The following is a 21,119-nucleotide window of genomic DNA, read 5'->3' on the forward strand; positions in this document are numbered from 1 at the left end:
CCCGGCGGCAGCGGGTCGCTGTCGATCGCCTCGTCGCTGCGCAGCTCCGGGGTGGCCACGAAGCTCTCCGTGCCGTCCACCCCGAGGGTGTACGAGAAGTGGGTGCTCCGGAACTCGGCCTTGAGGCACCGCTTCTGCTGTTCCTTGACCCGCCGCCGCGATTCGAGCGCGAGCCGTACCATCCACTCCAGATCGTCGTCCTCGACCTCCATTTCGGGATCCGGGAACAGCAGCTTGAGAAGGCCGGATATCGTCTTATGCACGGCCTCGATGTCGCGACCAGAAAGCGCGCCGCCCCAGAAGACGCGGTTCTGGAGGATCGGGAGTCGGGTCGTGTCGCGCAGCTTCGTCCAGCAGGCGCTCAGGAAGTCGTTTACGAGCCCGAAGTGATCGGTGAGGTGTTCGGCCGGATTGAGCTTGGGAAAATCCCATCCGGGCGCGTAGGAGTGGATGCGGTCGTGGAAGGCGGTGTCGTTGCGCATCTGCTTGGGGAGCGGGCTGAGCAGGTGCCCGATCCGCTGTTGCTGCTCAACCGACACGTCGAAGTTGCCAACCAAGACTAGCGACCCCTCGGCACGGATGCTTTCCTTGCCCCGACTGAACTCCCCCGACGCCATGTAGCCCTTCATGATGTTGACGCCGTCCTTCTGGTCGAAGGAGATCCCCGCGACCTCGTCGAAACAGACGACATCGTACTGGCAGACGAGACCGCGCTGTCCGTTCGCCATGTTGACGAACATCTTCGCCACCGTGGCCTTGCCCCCAGACAGAAGGTGCGAGAACGGCGACAGCTGCTGGTAGACGTGGCTCTTGCCGGTGCCGCGCGGCCCCAGCTCGACCATGTTGTAGTTGCGCTCCACGAAGGGGATCAGCCTCAGGAGGGCGACCCGCGCCGCGCCCTCGTCGAGCGCGTCCGGTTCGAGTCCCGTCGAGCGAAGCAGTAGGCGCTTCCACTCTTCCGTGTTGAAGCGTCGCCGCCCCTTGGCGAGCACGTCGAGCACCGACGGATTCGACATCTGGATCGGGCGCATGGCGGCGATGCTGAAGGGACGGCCCTGTTTCTCCTGGGCGATGACGGGATCGTATTCCAGCGTGACCTCGGCGTAGAAGCCGTCCGCTAGAATGCGCTCGTTCTCGACGACGAACCCGGTGCCGATCCGCACATCCTTGAGGCCCAGGCTCGGCAGTTCGGCCAGATAGCAGTCGTTCTTGGCGTCCAGGCGCGCCCGCACGATGTCGATCAGGCGCACCGAGCCCCTTTCCCGGGCGCGGGACTTGAAGATCTCGCGTTCGGCGGGCCGTACCGTCCGGCCCTCCAACTGGTCCTTCACGATGTCGAGCCCCTCCGCGATCTCGGCCGGTTCCACGCTCGCGCAGTATCGCCCCAACAGGAACTCGACGACGTACGTAGGCACGGGATACTGCCGTGCGTACTGGCGCACCAGATCCTTCCGGACGAGGTAGCCGGGGAAGGCCTCGTTGGCCGCTTGGTCGAGGTCGTCGAGCCGAAAATCGGCGGCGGACGCGGATTCGGTAGGCTCGGTCATGCGGGAGGGTCTCCCGTTCTCGTGTTCCGGTGTGCGAGGACGTGGCCGTCCGAAGCGGTGACGACGAGAACCAGCGCCGCGTCCTCGTGGGCATCGTCGCGCAGGATCAGGCTGGCGCATCCGTCCGCGTCGATGGGCTTCGGACTCGACGCGACGGACTCTCCAGAGGGGGTCCCCAGGCGAAGGTCGGCTGCCGCGCCTTCCGGCGGCGCTTCTACCAAGATGTTGCACCGCATCCGGAGCCACGAGACCGACCGGATGACCGTGCGGGCGAGTCCGGCGCGGCCCAGCCGCCCGTCCGTAGCGGCGGCGCGGACGCGAATGTCCGGAATAAGGCACTCCTGCACGCTCAGGCCTCCGTGCGCGTATTCCGGACGCTTGCTGAAACAGGCGATCCCGTGAGGCGAGGCGAAGCGCTCGTCCGGGTTCCAGTGCCACGGGTGAAGCGGGGCGTCAGGCCGGGCGTCTTCAGCGAGCACGGCCGCCCTCGCCCACTTGGAAGCCGTCAGGTGTCCGGGAAGCGTGACCATGGGAAGCCCGCCGGGCAGCAGGAGCCAGCCGTGATCGGTGACGATTCGGACGGATGCCCAACCCGCTTCGATGAGTTCGAGGACGCGGCGCGCAATCCGGTCGAGTTCAGCCTCGACCAGCCGTGCGAATCCGGCCGCGTCGTGGTGGTGGCCGTGGTGGTCGATCTTGCCGGTCTCCAGCCAGCCGCGCGCACCGGGCGGGGGGCCGAGATCCAAGGTGCCGTCGCCGACGATCTCATAGCCGCGCTCTCTTATGGCTTCCCGCAAGGTGGCGGCAACCGCGGGACGGCTCGATCCGCGCATGACAGGCTGGAAATCCGCGCCGAGACGGTCTCCGGCGATTCGGTCCGCGACAGGAGTGACCGCGGGCTTGGCAGTGGCGGTGACGGTCGGGATCGCGGCCCAGCGGGACCGTACGTTGGCGGTCAAGCCGCAGTCCCGGAGACGCTCGGCGAGGCAGCAGCCGAGCTCGTAGCGGAGACCATCGACGAACAGCAGGCACTCGTTTTCGGCGGCGGCGATGGGATGGCGGGTCTCCGCGTCCGCAGCGGAAAGCCCCGCCTCGACTGCTCCGGTACGGACGGACGGGAGCGGGTGATCGCAGACCGCCGCCTGGAAAGCCCGGGCCGATTCGTCCATCCGCGGCTCCGCCAAGTGGCGAACCGTGTCGGCGATCAACTGCTCGTGCGTGGGGCTGGCGAACGCAAGAGCCTCGCGCGCGCTCCGGTCGGCCTGCCAACCCCGCTCGGAGTAGACCCGCACGATGTCGTCCGGTGTCGCGCCCCCCACCGATTTCCCGGCGGCCTCGGCAAGGAGGGCCAGCGGCCGAAGCGCTTTGGCGAGGGGGGAGTCTCCCAACTTCGCCCATATCCACGCGCGGCGGGGCCCGTGCTCCGCCTCAAGCCGCTCGATCTCCGCGCAGGCGGCGGGTTGCGGGAACTGCGGCAACCCGACGAGCGCCGCGCGCAGGGCCATCTCGTCCTCGTCGTTCAGATCCGGCCAGCGCTCCCGGCCTTCAAGTACGAGTTCGCCCTCCGGTCGGCTTCTCCGGAGCACGTCCGCAACGCCCGGGAAGGACTCTGGAGTCTCGCCGAAGCGCGACCACACATACCTCCACCTCCCTTTGCCCTCGGCAAGCTTCGCACCTGCTTCCACGTCGGACCCGGCCTCGGGGTCGAACCGGAGCGCGCGGAGTGCCTGGTCCCGGAAGGCATCCCACCTATCGCCCATCGTCTGGCGGGTCACTTCCGGATTGCCCAGCCAGCGAAGGATGTCGCGCTCGATCTCCACGCCGGCAATCCGGTTGAAGGCGTTGGCGTCGAGGCGGCGGCCCCGCAACTCTTCGAGCGGTGTCTGCGCGACCTCCCCGATGGCGCGCAGCAGCGCCTCGCGCGTCTCCGAGTCGCCCGCGATGTCGAGACCGGGTCCTGCGGGTACGCCGTCGGCACGAAGCGTGAGAAACGCGCGCGCGCTCCAGTCGCGTCCGTTGGAATGGTGCCAGGCCACGCCCCGGTACAGGAGTTCGACGAGGGGTCGGAGAACTTCGGGACAGTCCTCGCCCGCGCGAAGCTGTCCCCGTTCGATCCCCGGCAGGTAGACGACCGGAGGCCGTTCGCCCGGAACATCCGGGAGTTGGATCCTTCCGTCGATCACGCAGCGCAACCAGATGGCGGGACCGGTGCGGTCATCCGGGCGGTAGTCGCCGAGCACGAGCAGTTCCGGGATGCGCGAACGCACGGCAGGAAGGAGTCGGTGCCAGTCCTGGTTGGCGTCCGGCCACAGGATCGCCGCTGGACGCTCCATGGCCCCGGACACGTCGGCCTTGGCGCGGATGGCCCTGGCGAGGAGATCGAGCGCGGTCATGGCCTGTAGGTTAGTGCCTCGCCGAACGGAGAGCGAACGGTTGCCGGGGCCGACATCCAACCGCGACGTTCGGCGCGCATATCGGGTGGCGGCGGCGCGCATAAGCCATGAAATGACCGACGGCGCATGGCTTTACGTGGCGCGCGCATCGGACGAGAACCCTGCGCAAATCGCGCATTGCTCTCCGGTAAAACGCGCGCGGAAATGCGCGTTTCGCATTTCGATCGCATTTCTTGGTTCAGCTCCGCCGAAAATGCGCGAACAATGCGAATTGTAGCTGCCGTCCGTCCACAGGGATGGCGGTGGCGAGGAAGGTCGAGCAACGGCGATGCCCGTAGCTCCGCATCCGCGCGCATGCCGGACGGCGGCTGCGCGCATAATCCTGAGAAGTGCTCACGGCACATGACTTTAGGCGCCGCGCACATCGGACGTGAAGGCTGCGCAAATCGTCACTCGGGGGGGATGGCGAGCACGTAGCGGGTGCCGCGTCCCGCGCCCCTGCCGGCCAGTACCTTGAGGGCCACGAGCCGACGCAGCTCGCGCAGTGCACCGTGGCGGTCGATCCCGAATAGTGCCCGGTAGTCGGCGTTCCTAAGCGCCGCTGCGCGGTCGAAGTAGGCACGCAACTCCGGAATGCGGGCCTCCAGAAATCGGGCGTCCGCTTCGAGAGCGGACACGATCGAATAGGTCGGTGCCGCACCCTCCGCGTCGAGCTGCCGTTCGGCGATGCCCTTGGCGCAGAGATCCCGGACGCCACGCCTGGACTCATCTTCACCCGTCCCGTTCACCCGCTGGTAGTCCTGCTCGGTGAAGCCGGTCGGGCGTGCCAGCAGCAACCTGCGTTGACCATCCGAGACCAGAAGGGTGCTCAGAAGGTGGCTCCAACCCGGCCTCATCTCCCCGGACACGGGCTCGTTGAAGAGCGTCATCCGGAACAGCCCGCTCGCCGAGTCGAGCTCGGGTTCCCGCAGCAGGCTGGCGGCCATCTCCCGGAACACCCGCGCGACGCCCTCCCCCTCGTCGCGCATGATCTCGGCGTCCGCGAGCACCCGAACGAGCATGGGGTTCCGGGTGACGTGGGCGGCGGCGCCTTCCCGCAAAGCCTCGACGGTCACGGGCGGCAAGAGTTCGCCGGGGCTGGAAACCTCCAAACGGTCGTCGAAGAACCAGACCTCCGTTTCGCGTCCCCGGACCTCGTAGTCGCGGTGCGCGACCGCGTTGACGAGCGCCTCCTGCCAAGCGAATTCGGGATACTCCGGGATGTCTTCAAAAAACAGGCCACGCAGACGTTCAGACCTCCGAATCTGGCTTCGCACCAACTCCTTGGCTTCCACAATGGCGCTGGCCAGCGGAGGATCGCCGCGCCCGATCTGGGTCACGTTTCTCTGCCGACCGTATTCGATCCGGGTTCCGGAAACCCGAAACACGCGCAGGCCCGCGCGCGGATGCCAGCGCAACGCGGGGCGGCGGGCGAAGAGGAGGAGGGCGGCGTTGGTGACCCGCCAGTCGAGTCCGTCCGCCTCGATCAGGCCGTAGTAGCGGAGCGCCTCCCGGACCGGACGACCACCGACCGGGGTCTCCCGCAGAAAGGACTCGGCGAGGTCCAGGTTCAGGTCGCCGAGGGTGGCTCCCGGGCAGAATCGCTGTTCGTAACCTATATGCCGGTACGCCTGCTTCCGTTCGTTGATTGCCTCCTGCGGCTCACGGACGATCAAGCTTCCCACGCGGTAGGGGAACCCGTTGCCGCCGATCATCACGGCCTCTGGCGCAATCGGCACTTGGAACGCGAGGATCTCGTGGCCGTCGAGGTTGAAGCGCGCTGTCCGGCAATCCGGGGTGGGCGTCAACCGGCGGCGCGGCACCTCGAAGAAGGCCGACACGTCCTGTTCCGAATAGCCGTGGCCACTCACAGCACCGTCGTCGTCCACTCCAACCAGCAGCAGGCCTCCGTCGGCGTTGGCGAAGGCCGCGACGACATCGGCGATCTTGTCCCGCAGGGCTCGGCGCCAGAGAGGCTTGGCAGGCTTGGAGCCAAGATCCCACGCCGACTTGAACTCCACGAATTGACCCTCGCCACGCGAAAGGATCGTCCGCAACTCCGAGTCGGAAAGGAACGGGGCTGTCACGAACCCGCCAACCGCCGTGTGAGTACCATTACGTTGACATCGTGTCGAAAGGCTACCCACAGGCGGGACATGTGTCCTCCCCGAGTTGATCCATGTCAGGTACCTCCCCTCCGCGCCCGCGCCGCCTCCTTGACCCCTCGCGAATAGTGCAGGTCGTTCCAGCGATTTCCGTCGAACTCCGCGTCGGCGGCGGCCTCGAAGTCAGTTCGTACCTCGACGACGCCCTTCCCGGGGTACCCCCAGAACCACGGGAAGTCTTCGCGGGGCCTCGGCTCTTCCGGCTCCTTTCCCCGGTCCTTCCTCCACTTCACGTTGGGTTTCCGGACGAGGATGCCCGCACCGGCGCGGCCGCCCTTGCGCAGCTCGGCGCGCATGAACGGACGGATGTTCAGGCGCACTCCGTCGTCAAGGTCCGGCTCCCAGCCGATCGCCTGGGCGCGGAGCGGCTTCCAACGCACGAAGAGGTCGCACGGAGGATCACCCGTGAGGATCCGCTCCAACTGCTGCCGGAGATCCATCGCGTGCGCGAGGCGGTCGTCGGCTCCGGCCACGCCGTCGCTCCGTTCGGCCCGCTGAAGCCCGATCCAGTCGTTCAGGTAGGCGTAGGTGAGCGACTCCAGCGTCCGTCTGCCCTCGCCGCCGGGACCCGCGAGCCGGTGGTAGTTGACGAGCGCGTGGAAGCCGTCCTTGCGCCCGTCCCAGATGTGCCAGACGAATGGACGGTGCTGGAAGAGCTTGCAATGTTCGATGAAGAAGTTGTCACGGAGCCAGACTTCGAGCGAGCGGGGCGTCCTGCCGTCCGGGTTGGTGGCTGCGAGTAGCCGGCGCTCGGTGGCTGCGGACCACTCGTCGCCGTAGGCGTGCATGAGAAGCGCGCGCAGGCGGTCGGCGGCGCTGACCTCGCCGCGCGCCGGGGAAAGGCAGACGATGCCGTCTTCGTCGGCAAGATCGTCGTAGTTAGCACAGCCTTCAACGACGGCGCGCTGCTCGGGCGCGAGTCGCATGTCCGGATCGAGTTCGGCGGGCCAGCGGTAGCCCAGGAGGCGTGCGACGGCGACTTGGAGGACGGTGTGGTCGAACCGGGTCAGACCGTGCGCCGTGACTTTGGCTTGCTCGTCCCAGATGACGCTCCGGCACGGGTCGCCGTGGAAAATCCACTGCGTAGGCTCGTCCGAGTAGGGTTCGGGGAGGCCATTCGGGTAGCGCTCGGCGGCGACCTTGGTCCAGTGATCAAGGTCAAAGGGGACTTTGACGAGGGCTGCGTTCGTGACGCTCAGTTTCTGGTTGATCTCACGAACAGCCGCGTGATAGTCAGGAGATGAGCAGAAGGCCCAGACGGCGGCCAACTGGTCTCCCGACAGGGGACCCGCGACGGCGGCGTTGTTGTCGAACTTCTCGCCAGTGTACCGGGTCACGGGGAGTGCGCCGATTTGGGAGACGGCGACGCCTTGGTGGTTCCAGACCGTTCGTCCCCGATATCCGTAGTCCCTCGCCGTCAACAGAGGAGATGGGGATTCGCCCCAATGCAACGCGTATTCGAGTCCACCGAAGTCAACCGTTTGCTTCACCGTGCCTTGCTGAAACACCCACGGCTCGCTAACTCCGACGTCCAGAACTTCCCAGCACCGCCTGACATAGGCAGGTCGATCATTAGCGATCATCCCGACAAAGCCGTTGCAATACCGCTCCAGCAAGGTCCGCTCCCCCACCGGCCGCATCAGAACAGCGGCGTCTGGATTCTTCAACTGTTCTGCCTGAACCGACTCGATCACTTCCGCGCCATCCGCCAGCAGCCGGGCCTTCTCGGCGGCCCGAATCGGCGGCTCACCACGCGGAGACGACACATCCAGCCCCGCCATCTCCGAATCCCGATGCGGCTTCCCTGCCGACAGCACGACGAGCGCGACACTGACGACCTCGCCACTGATTGTTTCGAACGCACCCGGCCCCAACCGCGCGACCACATTCCAGGTGCGTTCCTTGAGCAGCCGCTCCCGCAGGTGTCGGTAGCTCGTGAGGAAGAGCCAGTTCTGGGGCGTGACCAGCGCCTGCGTCCCGTGGTCGCCTAGCCACCGGAAAATCCGCGACAGAAAGACCGTCGCGATGTCGCGCTTCGCGTCACCGTGGTGGGTTTCGGAGAAGTCGCGGAGCCGTTTGTCCTGATTCTCCCGCCCGAGGAAAGGCACGTTGGTTACGACCAGCGTGTAGCGGCCCGTCAGGATCTCGGCCGCCCGCGCCATGCCCGCGGCCGCCACGGCTTGTTCGTTGCGCTGCCCGGTTCTCCGTTCCCGTTCGATCGCGCGATCGAGGAGCGTCTTCAGGTCGCGGTATCCGGCGCGAAACAAGTCGCCTCCGGCGGTCTCCGGATCGATCAGCGACCCGAGCTCGCCCGCCCGCCGGAAGAGGCCGTGCAGCCGCGCCATCCCCTGCTGGAGCGGTCCCTGGGCAAGCGACACGCCTGAGCCGAACAAGTCGGGGTCTTCGGCCAGACCTGTCAGCCCCTCCAAGTCGTCCGCCAGCCGGACCCACTCCGCCTCGCTCGTGTTGGGCGCTGTCCCGCAGCAGGCGATGTTCAGCGGCGGCAGGCGCATCCACCCGCCCGCCACCCGCCACGCCGCGAGCGCCAGATTGAAGGCCGCGATCTGAGTGCAGCGCGGATCGATTTCGAGAGCGAAGAGGTTGTCGCTGAGCACGGCGCGGGCGGCATCGCGCGCCGAAAGTCCCTCCTCCTCGATGCGAAGCCGGACCAGAAGCTCGAACGCCTCTACCAAGAAGTGGCCGCTTCCGCAGCAGGGATCGAGGACCCGAAGATCACGCGCCGCCCGAGGCCAATCGGCGAACGTTCCCGCCACCGGACGCCAAGGGCCTGACCGCTCGTCGTCCTCGTCTCCATCGGCGGCCGCCCGCGTGAAGCGCGAGTACGTGAAATCATATCCGCCACCGGTTGCGAGTCGGATCCACTTGCGCAGCGCGGCCTCGTCCGAAGCCGAGGTTGCCAGCGCGGTGTCCTCGGCCAACATCTTGCCCGCCCGCCACGCGCCGACGGTGTTGTGCAGGAGGAAGAGCACCATGTAGCGCTCGGTGAACAGCTGGGTGACGGCGGGAAGTTCGTCCGCGCCGATCTTCGCGCCGCTCGCGTTTACGCGGTCCTTCTCCTCGGCGCGCCAGTACTGGTAGGTCCAGCCGAGCGAGTCGCTCGCGGTGAAGGCGGTCGCCGGCAGCGATTCGATCAACTCCTCAAGCGTCTGGCCGGTCTCCGGCGCGAGCTTGAGTTCCAGCGCGGGGTCGTCCGTGGCGAAGATCTCGGGAAGCATTCCCTGGGCCCATTCACCCGCCAGTTGCCAAGGGTCTCGTCCCTCCTCGCGGGCCAGATCCCGCAGGTCATCGAGCGACACCGCTACCCCGTACTCGGGCGCGATGAGCAACTCGTTCTCGGCCAGGAAGCGCGCGAAGAGCATGCGGTGCCAGTGCTCGTAGGCGACGTCGTGGGCGAGGCGCGCGATCGGCTGCGCACCGGTCGCGCCGTCGATCCTGTCACCGGCTTGGCGGCCCCTGTTTCGGAGCGCGTTGCGCTGGGCCGTCTCGGTGAGCGACATGGAACCGAAGGGCTTCGGGCGGTCCACCGCGAGGGCCTTGAGCGCTTGGCGCGCGCCGGATTCGGCGGCACGGCGTGCCTCCTGTATGACGTTGCCCAGCCGGGCGCGCAGCTCGGAGGAAAGAGGAGCGGTCATGGACAAGAGCTCATTCCACGATCACCGGACCTTCGCGGACTGCCTTGTTGAGCTTTCGCTCGTGTTCAGCGAGCCATGCCCGCACGGCCTCCGCGTCGCCCAGCGTTCCCCGCCTCACGCGGACGCTACGGAACGTCACCGAATCGTCATCCGGCAACCGCCGAGCGGCGGCCGCCAGCGCCCTGCTCTCGCGTGTTGGGATGGCATCGATCTCCGAACGCCACGCGGCCAGTCCACGCGCGTCGAGTTCCTTTCGGAGCGCTTCGTTCGTGCCCACTCGCAATGCCGGTGGCGGTGTCAGCCCCGTTTCGGCCAAGACCTCTTCCCGGTCGTCCGCCTCCACTCTCCTCCAGGTCGCGTCGTCCGCGAGCCGCGCGTTCACCGCGTCCACCGCGGCGCTCAGCTCTTCGTGAAGTCCGCCCAACGCCCCGCGCAGGGCGTCCCCCAACCGGACGGCGCAAGGTTGGACATGGTCCGTGTCGTCGAGCAGCGTGCGGCGCTTACGGATCGCGTCAAGCTGCCGCCCCACCTCGGCGGCGACTTCTTCAAGCTCGCCATCGGCATGCCGGTGGAGGCCCTCGGCGAGTTTCCACGCGCCGATGCGCTCCGGGGCTCGCTCTCCGAGTTCCTTCCACAGGTCCGTGGAAGTCTCGATTCGTTCACGCTCGGCGAGCAGCGCCGCCAATTGCTCGCTCCCGGCCAGCCCGGAGAGATCGTCCAGGAACCTTGTGTCGGGCACCGGCGGAAGCGGAGCGTCACCTCCGGCCGCATGCGCCAGCTTCCTGCACTCGGAAAGAAACGCCAAAGCTTTGTCGGCTTCCTCGCCGCTCCGTGTCCGCACACCCAGCCGTTGGAAGAGCCCGCGAACCGCCGTCCGTTGCCGCGTCGTGAGCCGCACCTTCTCGGGCAGGAATCGCACTCCGGGCGTCAACTGTTGCGTGACTTCCGCAGCCTTGACGGGTCGGCCGTTCCGCTCGGCCTTCAGGTGTCCGTCCGCCAGCAGTCCCAGTAGCGCCGCGTCGACGGCGTCGCGGGGCCATCCGAACGGCGCGGCTTCGAGTGCGGCCCGCACCTTCGCGCCGGTCGCACCGGATCCCACCTTCAGCATCACTTCCCGGGCAACGGGATGGCCCGAGACGCTTCCCTCCCATCCCACCGCGCCGAAGGGCGTGCCCGTCCCCTCTCGGATGCGCCTGAGTGCGGTGCCCCATCCCCGGTGGTCCGCGTCGGCGAAACGGGGGAAGAGGCGCGCGAGGGACGACTCCGCGCCGGACGCGGCCTTAGTGCTCAACCCGTCCCCGAAGACTTCCGCTCCACCGCCTTGGAAGACCTTGGCCATCCGGACGGTTTCCTCGACGATGCGGTCCCGGGCGGCTTCGGCCCCGGCGAGCCGGCTGTTCATGCTCTCCCGGGCCTCCCGTCCCTCCGCCGAGGAAGGGACGCCTCGCGCGGCGAGCACCTTGCGCGCGGCCTCGGCGCTCGTGATGTGCGCCCGGAACTGGTCCGCGCCCCGCTTCGCGAGGTGGACGTAAAGGGTGGCGTCCTCCATGCCCTTCCGGCGGGCATCCGCCCGCACGTTCGCCTCCGAACACGACCAGCCGTCCCGCACCCAGATCCAGACGGCGTCCGCGACCTCCCTCCGCCCGCCGCCATCGCGCGCGTCGGGATCCTCGGCCCCGAAGTGCGCCCTCAGCTTGCGCGTCACGCCGGCCTCTCCGTGCGAGAGCCGCACGCCCTTCAGTTCATTCTGAACGGCTTCCCCGAGCAGCTGATCGCGCCGCGCGGCGATCTCCACCTCGTTCGCGGACAACCGCGTGCGCTCCTCGCGGAACGCGCGCTCCCACTCCGCGCCCTCCCGCGTCTGGATCCGGTACTCGTCGGCCATGCGCATGAGGACGCCTTCTTCGGCGAGCCCATCGAGCATGCGCGCCACGCGGTTTCTGAACTTCCCCGAGTCGCGGCCGATGTCGTCGAGGAGCAGGTCGGCCAAGGTGTCGGCATCGGCGCGCACACCCTGATCCGCGCCCTCCTCGCGGGGAAGCTTGCCGATCAGGAAGACGACGCCGCAAAGGTCGGCCTTGAGCCTGCCTTCCTCCGAGCCGTCGTCGAGCTTGCGGATGCGGGTGTTGATCTCGTTGAGCAGCACGTTGGATCCGACCAGATCCTGGGCGAGCGCGCGGAACAGATCGCTGGCCGGAACCACCGCACCGAGCGGTCTCTCGGCGACGGCGCGAAGCGAATCGTGCAGGATCCGAAGCTGCGAGCGGAGCTGGCTCCTGGTGCCGGAGGGATCCGTGGTCTGGAAGCAGGCCTCCCAGAACCGGCGGCGCGTGCGCAGCAGCGGGTAGTCGGCCACCTCGAACTGCTTGTCCTCGGCGCGCGCGGCCAGCCGCGTCCCTTGAAGGTGGCGCGCGACTTCGCCCGCGTGGCGCTCCAGCATCTCCTGGATGGAGGGCTCGACGGAAGGCTTCTTCCGGAGCAGCACCTCCCGCGTCACCACCTCGACCTCCGCATCGGCCAGCTGCACGGTCGTCCGGAAGCGGTCCTTCAGCCAGTGGAGCGCGGCTTGGCCCCCGAGCGCCGACTGGCCCGACGCGACGAGGAGCACGCGGCTGTCGAACTGCGTCTGAAGCGCCTCGGCCAGGTCGGTGACGATCTGCGCCCGGTCGGAATCCTCGTTGATGTACTGCTGGACCTCATCTAGGACGACGATGGTGGCTGGAATCGGGCCGCCCCCGGGAGCAAGCGCCTGCCGGGCCGCCTCGCAGAACTGCCGGTCGCTGATGTCGGCCCTGGGCTGCGGGAACTGTCCGATGAGCAGTTGGCGCGCACTCTTCACATCCGTCGCGAACCCTGGGCTCGCCTCCATCACCGCCTTCGCGATCGCCGGGCTGACATAGAGGTTGTTCAGTTCGCGCTCCCACGTCCGCCCCTGGGCCTCGACGCTCGCGCGCACCCGGTCGAGCAGGCCCTCGCCGCGCAGCCAGAAGCAGAACCTTGCCTGTGGGTACTGTTCGGGAAGCTCGCGCGCGCGGAGCAGGATCGAGAGCACCGAGAGGCGGACGTGCCCGACGTTTCCCCCGAGCAGGGACCCGGCGGCGGCGACGGGGTCGGGGCCGATCCTCCGGGCTCGGGTGTCGATCTCGCGCAGGGCGTGCCGCACCCCGGAGGGCAGCCGGTCGCCAGCAAGCCCGCGCGCAGTCTGTCCATCGTCGAACGAAGTGTTCACCCAAAGGTGCGCAAGCATCTTGAGAAGGTGGGACTTGCCGCTGCCGAAGAAGCCGCTCACCCACACGCCGTCCTGGCGGGAGGAGTCGAGCCGGGCGAGGTAGCCTTCGAGGATCCGCTGGAGCGCCTCCGCGAACTGCCCCTTGCAGACGAACGTCTCCAGCTCGGAGCGCAACTCGCGCATGACCTGAGAGTCCCGCCCGCCCGTGATGCGGGCCTGGCCGTTGTTGGCCAGACCGGTGCGCAGCGGGTCGCGGTCCAGCAGTTCGTGGATCTTCATGGTCGCGGACTGCCGTGTCGTTTGAGTGATCTGACGGTCATGGTATCCATGCCTCGTGCAGGGTGATCGGCTGGGCCAGATAGCTCCATCCGTCGCGTGCATCGAGGAGGCGGTAGTTGTTGCCGTTCTTGATTCCGGGGAAGAAGACGGCCAGACGGCCCCGGATCGCCGGCTCGACCGAATGGACGAGGTCCGAGACGCGCATGAAGCCGTACAGCGAAGCCGCGCCGAAGAAGGCGACCACCGTGTTCTCGTCCGCCGCGTTCAATATCCCGGACAGCTTGTCGATGGCAAAGACGCGGAACTCGCTCACGAGCGCGCCGTCCAGTAGCTCGGGATCCTCGAAGTACGCGTCCCGGTAGTCGTGGGCCGCCATCCACTCGGCGAACCAGTCGGTGGCGTCCGTCTGGACCCACTCGTGTTCCTCGGCCCTGGTCGCCTGCTCGAACTCGCCGATCCCGGCCCGAAGGGCGCGCTCCCGTTCCTTCGCGTACACCACGATCATCACGCGTTGCGCTCCGGCGAGGGTCGGCTGCCAGGGCGCGCCGATGTGGTGCCGGTAGACCTGCGAGAGCTTGGCGATCTGGTTCAAACTTGGGTATCCGGACCCGAGGGGAATGATGTCTCTTGGGAAGGCCGGTCTCCGCGAGGGCCGCAGCCCGGCGGCGGGCCGGGATCCAGCGTTCGCGCGGACACGTCAACCACGTTGCCCGCGGCGCTCAGCCGAATCAAGCCCAGGCGCCGGGCCTCGACCGCGTGCGGAAGGAGCGCGCCTCCGGGGACATCCAGAACCGCGGCCCAGCGCGAGTCGATCACGCCATGCCCCGCGAGCCCCTCCGCCTCGCCCAGCCAGACCGCCATCGCGGCGGCGGCCGGGGCCGGCACGACGATGCGGCGCACCCTGCGCGTCCGCCCCCTCAGGTGTCCCGCCTGCGACCAGGAAATCGCCGCATTGCCCGCCACCTTGGCCAACACGGCGTCGTTGAAGCGTGAGCCGGTCCGCGCGCGGATCGCGTCGGCGAACGCGGCCCTAGCCAGCTCCTGGCCGGGGGCGAGCCCGAGCACGTGCGTCGCCGTGACCCTCAGGAGCGGATCCCGCGCGAGGGCGGCGAGCAGCGCAAGCAGGGCGCGACCGCCCGCGTCCCGGCCATCGAACTCCCAGAGTCGGCGGAGGACCCGGAAGAGCGGCACGGCGGGATCGAGCGCGTATAGTTCGATCAGGCGCTGCCGCGTGGCGCGCCGGGTAGCCAGAGTCGGCTTGCCGAGTACGTTCTCGTCGACGATGGCCGCCGCGTAGTCGAGTCGGTTCGCACCCGCGGGGAGCGCGTGAAGGAGTTCGCCGAGTTCGCGCAGCATGATGTGCCGGGAACTCTGCGTGCCGCGCTCCCCGAACCGGAAGCCGGCGCGCTCCAGCAAAGCAGTGCGGAGAATGTTCATGCCGTGGGTCGCCGGAGGGGGAGTCCGAAACGTTCCTCCGTTTCGCCCTCCCGCCGCTCCGGCACCGACGGCTGGGCGGCGGGGACGGCAGCACGGACCTCACGCCTGAGGAGCGGTGCGCGGGCGATCAGACTCGGCCTCGGTCGCTCAACAGCGGCCATGCGTCGGCGCAAGGCAGGACGGACGCGATCCGGCGACATGGCGCGGCTCCTCAACCGTTGGCATCTGCATTTCGGGCGGGGCCGGTCGGCGGGGTGTCGAGTTGCACGGGACGACTCAGGCGAGCAAGGGGCGCTTGCCCTTGGGCTCTGGGACGGGCCTCCCCAACTCCCGTGCCCGGTCGATCCAGAACCGCAGCGCGTCCTTGATGTTACCCAACGCCGTCTCCTGATCGTCTGCGTGCGCCATGCACCCGGGCAATTCGGGCGCCTCGGCGACGAACGCCCGATCCTCGTCGCTCCAAAAGAGGATGATCTCGTACTTGACCATCAGTCGTCCGCACCCTGAATGATGTGACGCTTATGTCGTGACAGCAGCACGCCCCGTTCCCGGTTCGCCCCGCCTCGAAAAGGTCGCACGGCGCGGCGGAGAACGGCAACCTTTCTTGGATGAGCCATTACCATTCGCCGTCCGGGGCTTTGGCGGGGGCTCGCCGCCAAGGTCAGGCGAGGATGGCGTTGGAGCCGGGCGCCTGCTAGCGCCAAAACAGCAGCACGAGCATCAAGGAGTAGAGCGTGGACCTGCAACGCATGGCGGTGTTCCGGAAGGTCCCTGAGAGCTACATCGCCTTCGTCGAGGAGTTTCCCGGTGTCAAGATCCAAGGCGCTTCCCTCGAAGAAGCCCGGTCGAACCTTCGCGAAGCCGCGGCCATGGTGATCGAAGCCAACCGGGTCTTCGGCCTCGCTCCCATGGAGGCACCGCAATGACTCGACGCTTGACCGCGATCGTTGAGCGCGAGGGTGAGGGCTATGTGGCGCTCTGCCCCGAGTTGGACATTGCGAGCCAAGGTGAGACCGTGGTCGAGGCTCGCGACAACCTCGCCGAAGCCCTCGCCCTGTTTTTCGAGACCGCGCCGCCCGAAGATGTCAACCGGCGCCTGCGAGGCGAAGTCTATGTGACTCAGATCGAGGTTGCGGTTGGCTAGGGCTAGGCTTCGCGTCCTGTCCGGTCGCGAGCCTGCCGCATCCTGGCGGCCACCGGTTTCGTCGAGGTTCGACGACGGGGTAGCCACATCGCTATGCAGAAGACCGATGCCGACGGAACGCTCACCGTCCCGGCTCCAGATCACCGAGAGCTGCGGATGGGCACGCTAATGTCGATCATTCGCCAGTCAGGTCTGCCCCATTCGGAATGCGAGGTGGGTTGCTGACCAACCCTTCGACCGTCTGACACGATCCAACCGAGGCCGGAGGCGGTGGAGGGCCTCCACATCCCGACCGATTGGCTGCATAAAGGAACCGGTTGTCGGCTCATGGAATGTTCGCCCTCTCCTCAATCAGGGCGCATCGCTCCATGACCGTGCCGAATGGCTCGTCCTCGTCCAGCAGCATCCCCGTGGCGAGCATGGCGGCGTAGTCCTCGGCGAGCGCCTCCTGAGCGGTGCCCGAGGGAACGAGCCTGAGGTTGCCAGACACGGCGGCATGGTAATCGATCCGCTGGCCGTTGGAATCGTTCTCCCGAAAAAACATCGCCTTGTGGCGCGCGACCGAGAGGGCGAGTTCGCGGTCCGCCAGAGCCCGTGACGCGACCCCGGCGTCGTCAAGGCGGACGAGGTCATGCCAGTGCCGCGACCATCGCTTGCCCCGGACGCGACCCTGAAGGCAGTAGACGTGCATCGAGGTTGCCTTTTCCCAGAAGGTGCGCTCAGGCAGCATGACGGCTGGCCCTGCGTCCGGAAACACGAGGTCCGGGAGATGCGCGGCGGCATCGCACACGACCGTGCGGACCGCGTGAGGTTCGCCTGTCGAGCGGGCTCCGAAGTCCACCTTCACCTCGGGCCGCATGGGTCCGAGCGGCTCGAACAGCGGATCGTAGGCAATGTATAGCCGCTCCGACTCTGCCCGAAGCCGTGGCGCGAATCCGGCCCGTCCAAGCTCCTCCTCCACCAGTGGCGCAACTCCGTCGCACACCCACTCCGCGAGGCGCGGACGGATCACTTTCGTCCAACGTCTTTCTTGGCTGCGCGTGGGCGGAAGCGCCTCGTCTCCGGCACCGCCCACCAGATCCGCCGCGAAGCTGCGGATATCGTACGTGATGTCGATGTCCTCCGAGAACCTGCGGATCGCTCGCCAGACTTTCGACAGTGATGTGCCCCCCTTGAAGACCAGATGCCGTCCAAATGGAGCTTTGAACAAGACGCCCAGGGTCGCCACCACCCAGACGTCCTTCTCGAGAATGTAGGTCCTGCGCCCGCTGCTCCGTGCCGCCACTTGCAGGGCCTCGCGTCTCTGGTCCGACGGAAGGCTCTGGTACGGAGTATCATCCATCGGCAAGACGGGCGCTCAGCGGTTCGGCCATCCACGCGGGCATGACGGCACGCACGGCGGAAAGCTCGCTCAAGTCCTCCCCCGAAAGCGTGGGCAGAACGGCGTCCAGGCTCTTCTCAACCTCGCGAGGACCTAGCCAGGCAACGGCTCGAATGACCACTCCGGCCGTCCGGTGCGGTGCCGCGAGCTGCCAGCGCGGCGCGTGGCGCAGTTCCACGGGATGTTTCCCGAAGTGCAACCGGCGATTTGGGCCGGAAGTGAGATAGACCGAGCGAACGGCGTTCTGGGTCGTCAGGCCTAGCCAGTTGGCCGCGTCGCCTCCGTTCGGGACGATGGTCTCGCCCCAGAGCGCCGCAAGGGCGGCGAGTGCCTTTGCGAGACTCGGGGCACGAAGGCCGAAGCGGGTCTGGATCGGACACATGTAGACGCCACGGCAGATTCGCAGCATCCGGTCTGAACGGGCGAGATGGGATAGCGCCCGGGTCACTGCGGCCCGGTCGCCGAGGTGCAGGAGATCCGCCGCCTGTATCGGCGTGGCCTCCGGCTTGGCCTCGGCGTACTCCATGATCCGCTGGGGCAGGCTGTTCATCGCGTTCGCGTTCTCCGTCGCAAGTCAAAGCGGTCAACCCAATATAAGCGTCCGCCGGGAACGAGCGACCACGGGCGGGGTGTCGCACGGCCAAGTCCGACCCCGGACGCCCGCGCCGCCCGGGACCGAGAAAGAAAGGACCCCGCCTCCGCTGGTCCTCCGTCCAGATCCTCGCGGCGACATCGCCTCGTCGCGGGACCGGTCGCTCGATCAAGCATCCCCATCCCACCCTTGGAGCCCCGAATGCCGACCTGCGGGGGTGCTTCGCCGCCGCGTTGGCGGCGGCCTCCAACGACTCCCGGACAACATAGGACAACTATAGACACCATAGACACATAGGGGATTCCCTTTGGGTTGACGGTCAGGGAAAAAGTCCTTCAGCGTTGGGGGACACGATGACGTTCCAGCAGGAGTTTGACTCACGGGTGAACGCGTTCCTGAGCCAATCCGGTGTGAGCCCGACGGCCCTCGGCCTGAGGGCGGCGGGCGACCCGAATCTGATTCACGAGATCCGGGCCGGCCGCTCGCCGTCTCTGCGGATGGCGGACCGGGTGCTGGCATGCATCGCGGCCTGGGAGCGGGGTGCGGGCGGGGCACGGGCTCCGCCCGCAAGGTCCCGCGTGCCGGAATCCGCGAGACGGGCGAGGAGAACGAGAGAAGACAGAGCGATGACCAGGAAGCCGAAAGAGAAGAGGACGAGACCGACGACCCGATTGCTGCGGGTCTCGGAGGTGCAGGCGCTGACGGGTCTCGCTCGGAGCACGATCTACGCCTGGTCGGCCCAAGACCGCTTCCCCTCGCCGATCCGATTGAGCCCGCGCGCGGCGCGCTGGATCGAGGCGGATGTGAAGCAGTGGCTCCGTGAGTGGGTCGCGCGGGGCTAGGGCGATGCCGAAGCAGTCGCCCACCAACCAACACCAGAAAGGGAAACAGACGATGAAAACGTTGCTGACGACGATGCGGGCAGGGGCGTGGGCCGTGCTGCTCATGCTGACGCCCGGCGCGCTGATGGCGCAGGGCACGAGTCCGTGGGTGGACGCGGTGAACGAGCTACAGACGCAGTTCACGGGACCGATCGCGCGGGGTTTGTCGCTGATCGCGATCGTGGTGGGCGGGCTGATGTTCGCGTTCGGCGAGGGCGGGAGCAAGCGCACGCTGGCCGGGATCATCTTCGGGATCGGGATGGCCGTGGGTGCGGTGAACTTCCTCGGCTGGCTGTTCTGATGCGGGGAGTCACTCGCTGGGCCGGCTACGCGGCACTGAACCGTCCGCTCACCGTGCTGGGCGTGGAGCGGCGGCTGTTCCTGCTGGGCGCGACGCTCGCGGTCGCGGTGTGGAACGCGACGGCTTCGCTGGTGGCGGGCGGCGTGGTGTTCGCGGGTTGCTACGGCGCGGGCTGGCTCGCGGGCCGGCGGGACCCGGCCATGCTGGCCGTGCTGAGGACCGCCGCCCGTTATCCGGCGCGGATCGATCCGGGCAAGTGGGCGGACGAGCCGTGGCATCTCCGCATCCGGACGGACTCGAAGTGAGAGTCGCGGAGGAACGCCGGGCCTACGAGGCGGCGGGCTCGCTGGCCGAGGAGCTGCCCTACTGGGGCTGGCTCGACGATGGCTGCACCTGCCTGACCCGTTCGGGCGAATTGGTGGCGGCGGGCCGGATCCGGCCCGCTGTCACGGACGGCCGCACGCCCGAACAGGTCGACCGGGTGCTCGGTCTTTGGCAGCGGTTGATGTCGGGCCTGAGTTCCGACACGCGCCTCCAGTTCCACATGCTCCGGCGCCCCGGCCTCGCCGAGGGTCCGGACGACGGCGGCTCGGACATCGCGTCCCTGTCGGGGCGCAAGCGAAGCGCGTTCCTCGCCGGGCGCGTCCAGCGGCTCGAAGCTTTCGTGGTATGGTCACACGACCCGGGCCTCCGCCCGGCGGGCGGGGGTTCGGGGCCGGGACCGCTGTCGCGGTTCAAGCGGCTCCGAAAGCGCGGCGGCAAGACGGCCACATCCTACCTGGCCTCGGAGATCGAGGCGGCCGCGGGCCGGTTCCGGGCGATGATCGACGCGGGCCGCTCGCTCGTGGCCGAGCACACGCCCGTCGAGATGCTGGGAGCCGTCGAGGCTTCCCGGCTTCTGTCCGAACTCGTCAACCGCCCCGGCACGTTCTGGGACGGCGCGACGGGCAGCGGCATGAACTGGCGGCTCGCGCTGTCGGAGCTGGAGGCGGAGCGGTCGCACCTTCGGCTCGACGGCGAGCCGGTGATCCTCTATTCGCTGCTGTCGCCGCCCGGGCAGGCGCACGCGAACCTGCTCCGGGACCTGTACTGCCTCGACGCGGTGACGACCGTCTCGCTGGAATGGCGGCCGTGGTCGGTGGAAGCGGCGCGGCGCCGGATCCGAGGCGCGCAGCGCCACTACTTCTCGCGCCGCTACTCGATGATGGCGCACGCCCAGGACGCCCAGGGCACGGCGGCGGCAATGGTCGATTCCGCGGCGGCCGCCGAGTCCGACCGTCTGGGAGCGGCGCTCGTCGAACTCGAAGCCGACGGCGTGGCCTACGGCGAGGCGTCGCTCACCGTCGCGCTCCACGGCGAACTCGAAGGGATCGAACGGCTGGACGGCGATGTGCGGCGGCTGTTCGCCGCGCACGACGCGAAGGTCATCCGGGAGGGCTACGGCCAGATGCCCGCGTGGTTCGCCCGGCTCCCGGCGCAGCCGCGCAAGCGGCAGGTGCGGAAGGTGTTCGTGTCGGCGGGCGTCGCCGCGTGCCTCGCGCCCGTGTTCGGGCCGCCCAAGGGGAACCGTAGGAGCCGCCATCTGGACCGCGAGCCGCTGGCGGTGTTCGAGACCCCGTGGCGCACGGCGTACCGCTACGACCTGTTCGCGGGCGACGTAGGCCACACGCTGATCCTGGGCGCGACGGGCTCGGGCAAGAGCTTTACGCTCAACTTCCTGCTGGTCGAGGCGCTCAAGTACGATCCGCGCATCCTGATCCTGGACCTCGGCGGCTCGTACCGCTGGCTGACCCGGTTCCTCGGGGGCCGGTATCTGGAGCTCGCGCCCGGCGAGGCGGAGCCCACGCTCCGGCTCACGCCCTTCGCGCTGCCCCCGACCACGAGGACGTTCCAGTTCCTGACCGGCTGGGTGCTCCGGCTCCTGAAGCTGGGAGGGTACGAAGCCGACGGCGCGGACACGAGCGAGATCCGCGCCCGGATCGAGGACCTGTACGCGCTCGGCACCGAGCGCCGGACTCTGAGGGTGCTGGCCGGTTCGCTGCCGTCGGCGATGTGGCCCGCGCTCAGCCGCTGGACGG

16 protein-coding genes and 1 pseudogene are annotated in these 21,119 nt (G+C 68.1%); 7 read left to right on the plus strand and 10 right to left on the minus strand.

The window, feature by feature from the left end; all coding sequences use genetic code 11:
• From brxL to OXN85_00870, 8 genes are all read right to left on the minus strand, one after another.
• On the minus strand, positions 1-1,547 hold a 1,547-nt coding region (gene brxL, locus OXN85_00835), incomplete at its 3' end, for a BREX system Lon protease-like protein BrxL (GenBank protein MCY3598505.1).
• Complete coding sequence (pglZ, locus tag OXN85_00840; GenBank protein ID MCY3598506.1) at positions 1,544-3,940, minus strand: BREX-1 system phosphatase PglZ type B; 2,397 nt, start codon at positions 3,938-3,940, stop codon at positions 1,544-1,546. The genes pglZ and brxL, both read right to left, overlap by 4 nt.
• Before the next feature lie 449 nt (positions 3,941-4,389).
• Positions 4,390-6,066 carry a putative DNA binding domain-containing protein gene (locus OXN85_00845; GenBank protein ID MCY3598507.1) on the minus strand — a complete coding sequence of 559 codons (1,677 nt, stop codon included), beginning with the start codon at positions 6,064-6,066 and terminating at the stop codon, positions 4,390-4,392.
• A 95-nt stretch (positions 6,067-6,161) separates the two neighbouring features.
• On the minus strand, positions 6,162-9,797 hold the full coding sequence (locus tag OXN85_00850; protein ID MCY3598508.1) for an N-6 DNA methylase: 3,636 nt from the start codon (positions 9,795-9,797) through the stop codon (positions 6,162-6,164).
• Between the two features lie 10 nt (positions 9,798-9,807).
• Positions 9,808-13,305, minus strand: coding sequence for a BREX system P-loop protein BrxC (gene brxC, locus OXN85_00855; GenBank protein MCY3598509.1), 3,498 nt, complete (start codon positions 13,303-13,305; stop codon positions 9,808-9,810).
• A 37-nt stretch (positions 13,306-13,342) separates the two neighbouring features.
• On the minus strand, positions 13,343-13,897 hold the full coding sequence (locus tag OXN85_00860; GenBank protein ID MCY3598510.1) for a DUF1788 domain-containing protein: 555 nt from the start codon (positions 13,895-13,897) through the stop codon (positions 13,343-13,345).
• Positions 13,894-14,742: a hypothetical protein gene (locus OXN85_00865; GenBank protein ID MCY3598511.1), complete on the minus strand. Its 849-nt coding sequence runs from the start codon at positions 14,740-14,742 to the stop codon at positions 13,894-13,896. Before OXN85_00865 ends, OXN85_00860 begins: the two co-directional genes overlap by 4 nt.
• Before the next feature lie 276 nt (positions 14,743-15,018).
• The gene (locus OXN85_00870) at positions 15,019-15,231 is read right to left on the minus strand and encodes a type II toxin-antitoxin system HicB family antitoxin (protein MCY3598512.1); all 213 of its coding nucleotides are present in this window, start codon (positions 15,229-15,231) and stop codon (positions 15,019-15,021) included.
• Between the two features lie 260 nt (positions 15,232-15,491).
• Between OXN85_00870 and OXN85_00875 the strand changes: the two genes are divergently transcribed.
• From OXN85_00875 to OXN85_00885, 3 genes and pseudogenes are all read left to right on the plus strand, one after another.
• On the plus strand, positions 15,492-15,668 hold the full coding sequence (locus OXN85_00875; GenBank protein MCY3598513.1) for a type II toxin-antitoxin system HicB family antitoxin: 177 nt from the start codon (positions 15,492-15,494) through the stop codon (positions 15,666-15,668).
• Positions 15,665-15,886, plus strand: a complete 222-nt coding sequence (locus tag OXN85_00880) for a type II toxin-antitoxin system HicB family antitoxin (GenBank protein ID MCY3598514.1) — start codon at positions 15,665-15,667, stop codon at positions 15,884-15,886. The genes OXN85_00875 and OXN85_00880 overlap by 4 nt, the downstream gene beginning before the upstream one ends.
• Positions 15,879-16,111, plus strand: a pseudogene (locus OXN85_00885) (type II toxin-antitoxin system HicA family toxin). The gene OXN85_00880 and the pseudogene OXN85_00885 overlap by 8 nt, the downstream one beginning before the upstream one ends.
• 100 nt (positions 16,112-16,211) lie before the next feature.
• On the opposite strand, the gene OXN85_00890 reads toward OXN85_00885, so the two are convergent.
• Complete coding sequence (locus tag OXN85_00890) at positions 16,212-17,228, minus strand: nucleotidyl transferase AbiEii/AbiGii toxin family protein (protein MCY3598515.1); 1,017 nt, start codon at positions 17,226-17,228, stop codon at positions 16,212-16,214.
• Positions 17,221-17,817, minus strand: a complete 597-nt coding sequence (locus OXN85_00895) for a DUF6088 family protein (GenBank protein ID MCY3598516.1) — start codon at positions 17,815-17,817, stop codon at positions 17,221-17,223. The genes OXN85_00890 and OXN85_00895 overlap by 8 nt, the downstream gene beginning before the upstream one ends.
• Positions 17,818-18,485: 668 nt before the next feature.
• Between OXN85_00895 and OXN85_00900 the strand changes: the two genes are divergently transcribed.
• The 4 genes from OXN85_00900 to OXN85_00915 all read left to right on the plus strand — a co-directional run.
• Complete coding sequence (locus tag OXN85_00900; protein ID MCY3598517.1) at positions 18,486-18,701, plus strand: AlpA family phage regulatory protein; 216 nt, start codon at positions 18,486-18,488, stop codon at positions 18,699-18,701.
• Positions 18,702-18,753: 52 nt separating this feature from the next.
• Complete coding sequence (locus OXN85_00905) at positions 18,754-19,041, plus strand: TrbC/VirB2 family protein (protein MCY3598518.1); 288 nt, start codon at positions 18,754-18,756, stop codon at positions 19,039-19,041.
• Positions 19,041-19,346: a VirB3 family type IV secretion system protein gene (locus OXN85_00910; GenBank protein ID MCY3598519.1), complete on the plus strand. Its 306-nt coding sequence runs from the start codon at positions 19,041-19,043 to the stop codon at positions 19,344-19,346. Before OXN85_00905 ends, OXN85_00910 begins: the two co-directional genes overlap by 1 nt.
• Positions 19,313-21,119: DUF87 domain-containing protein (locus OXN85_00915; GenBank protein ID MCY3598520.1), on the plus strand; the 1,807-nt coding region annotated here is incomplete at its 3' end. The genes OXN85_00910 and OXN85_00915, both read left to right, overlap by 34 nt.

This window comes from Candidatus Palauibacter australiensis (assembly GCA_026705295.1).
In the GTDB taxonomy this organism is placed as follows: Bacteria; Gemmatimonadota; Gemmatimonadetes; order Palauibacterales; family Palauibacteraceae; genus Palauibacter; species Palauibacter australiensis.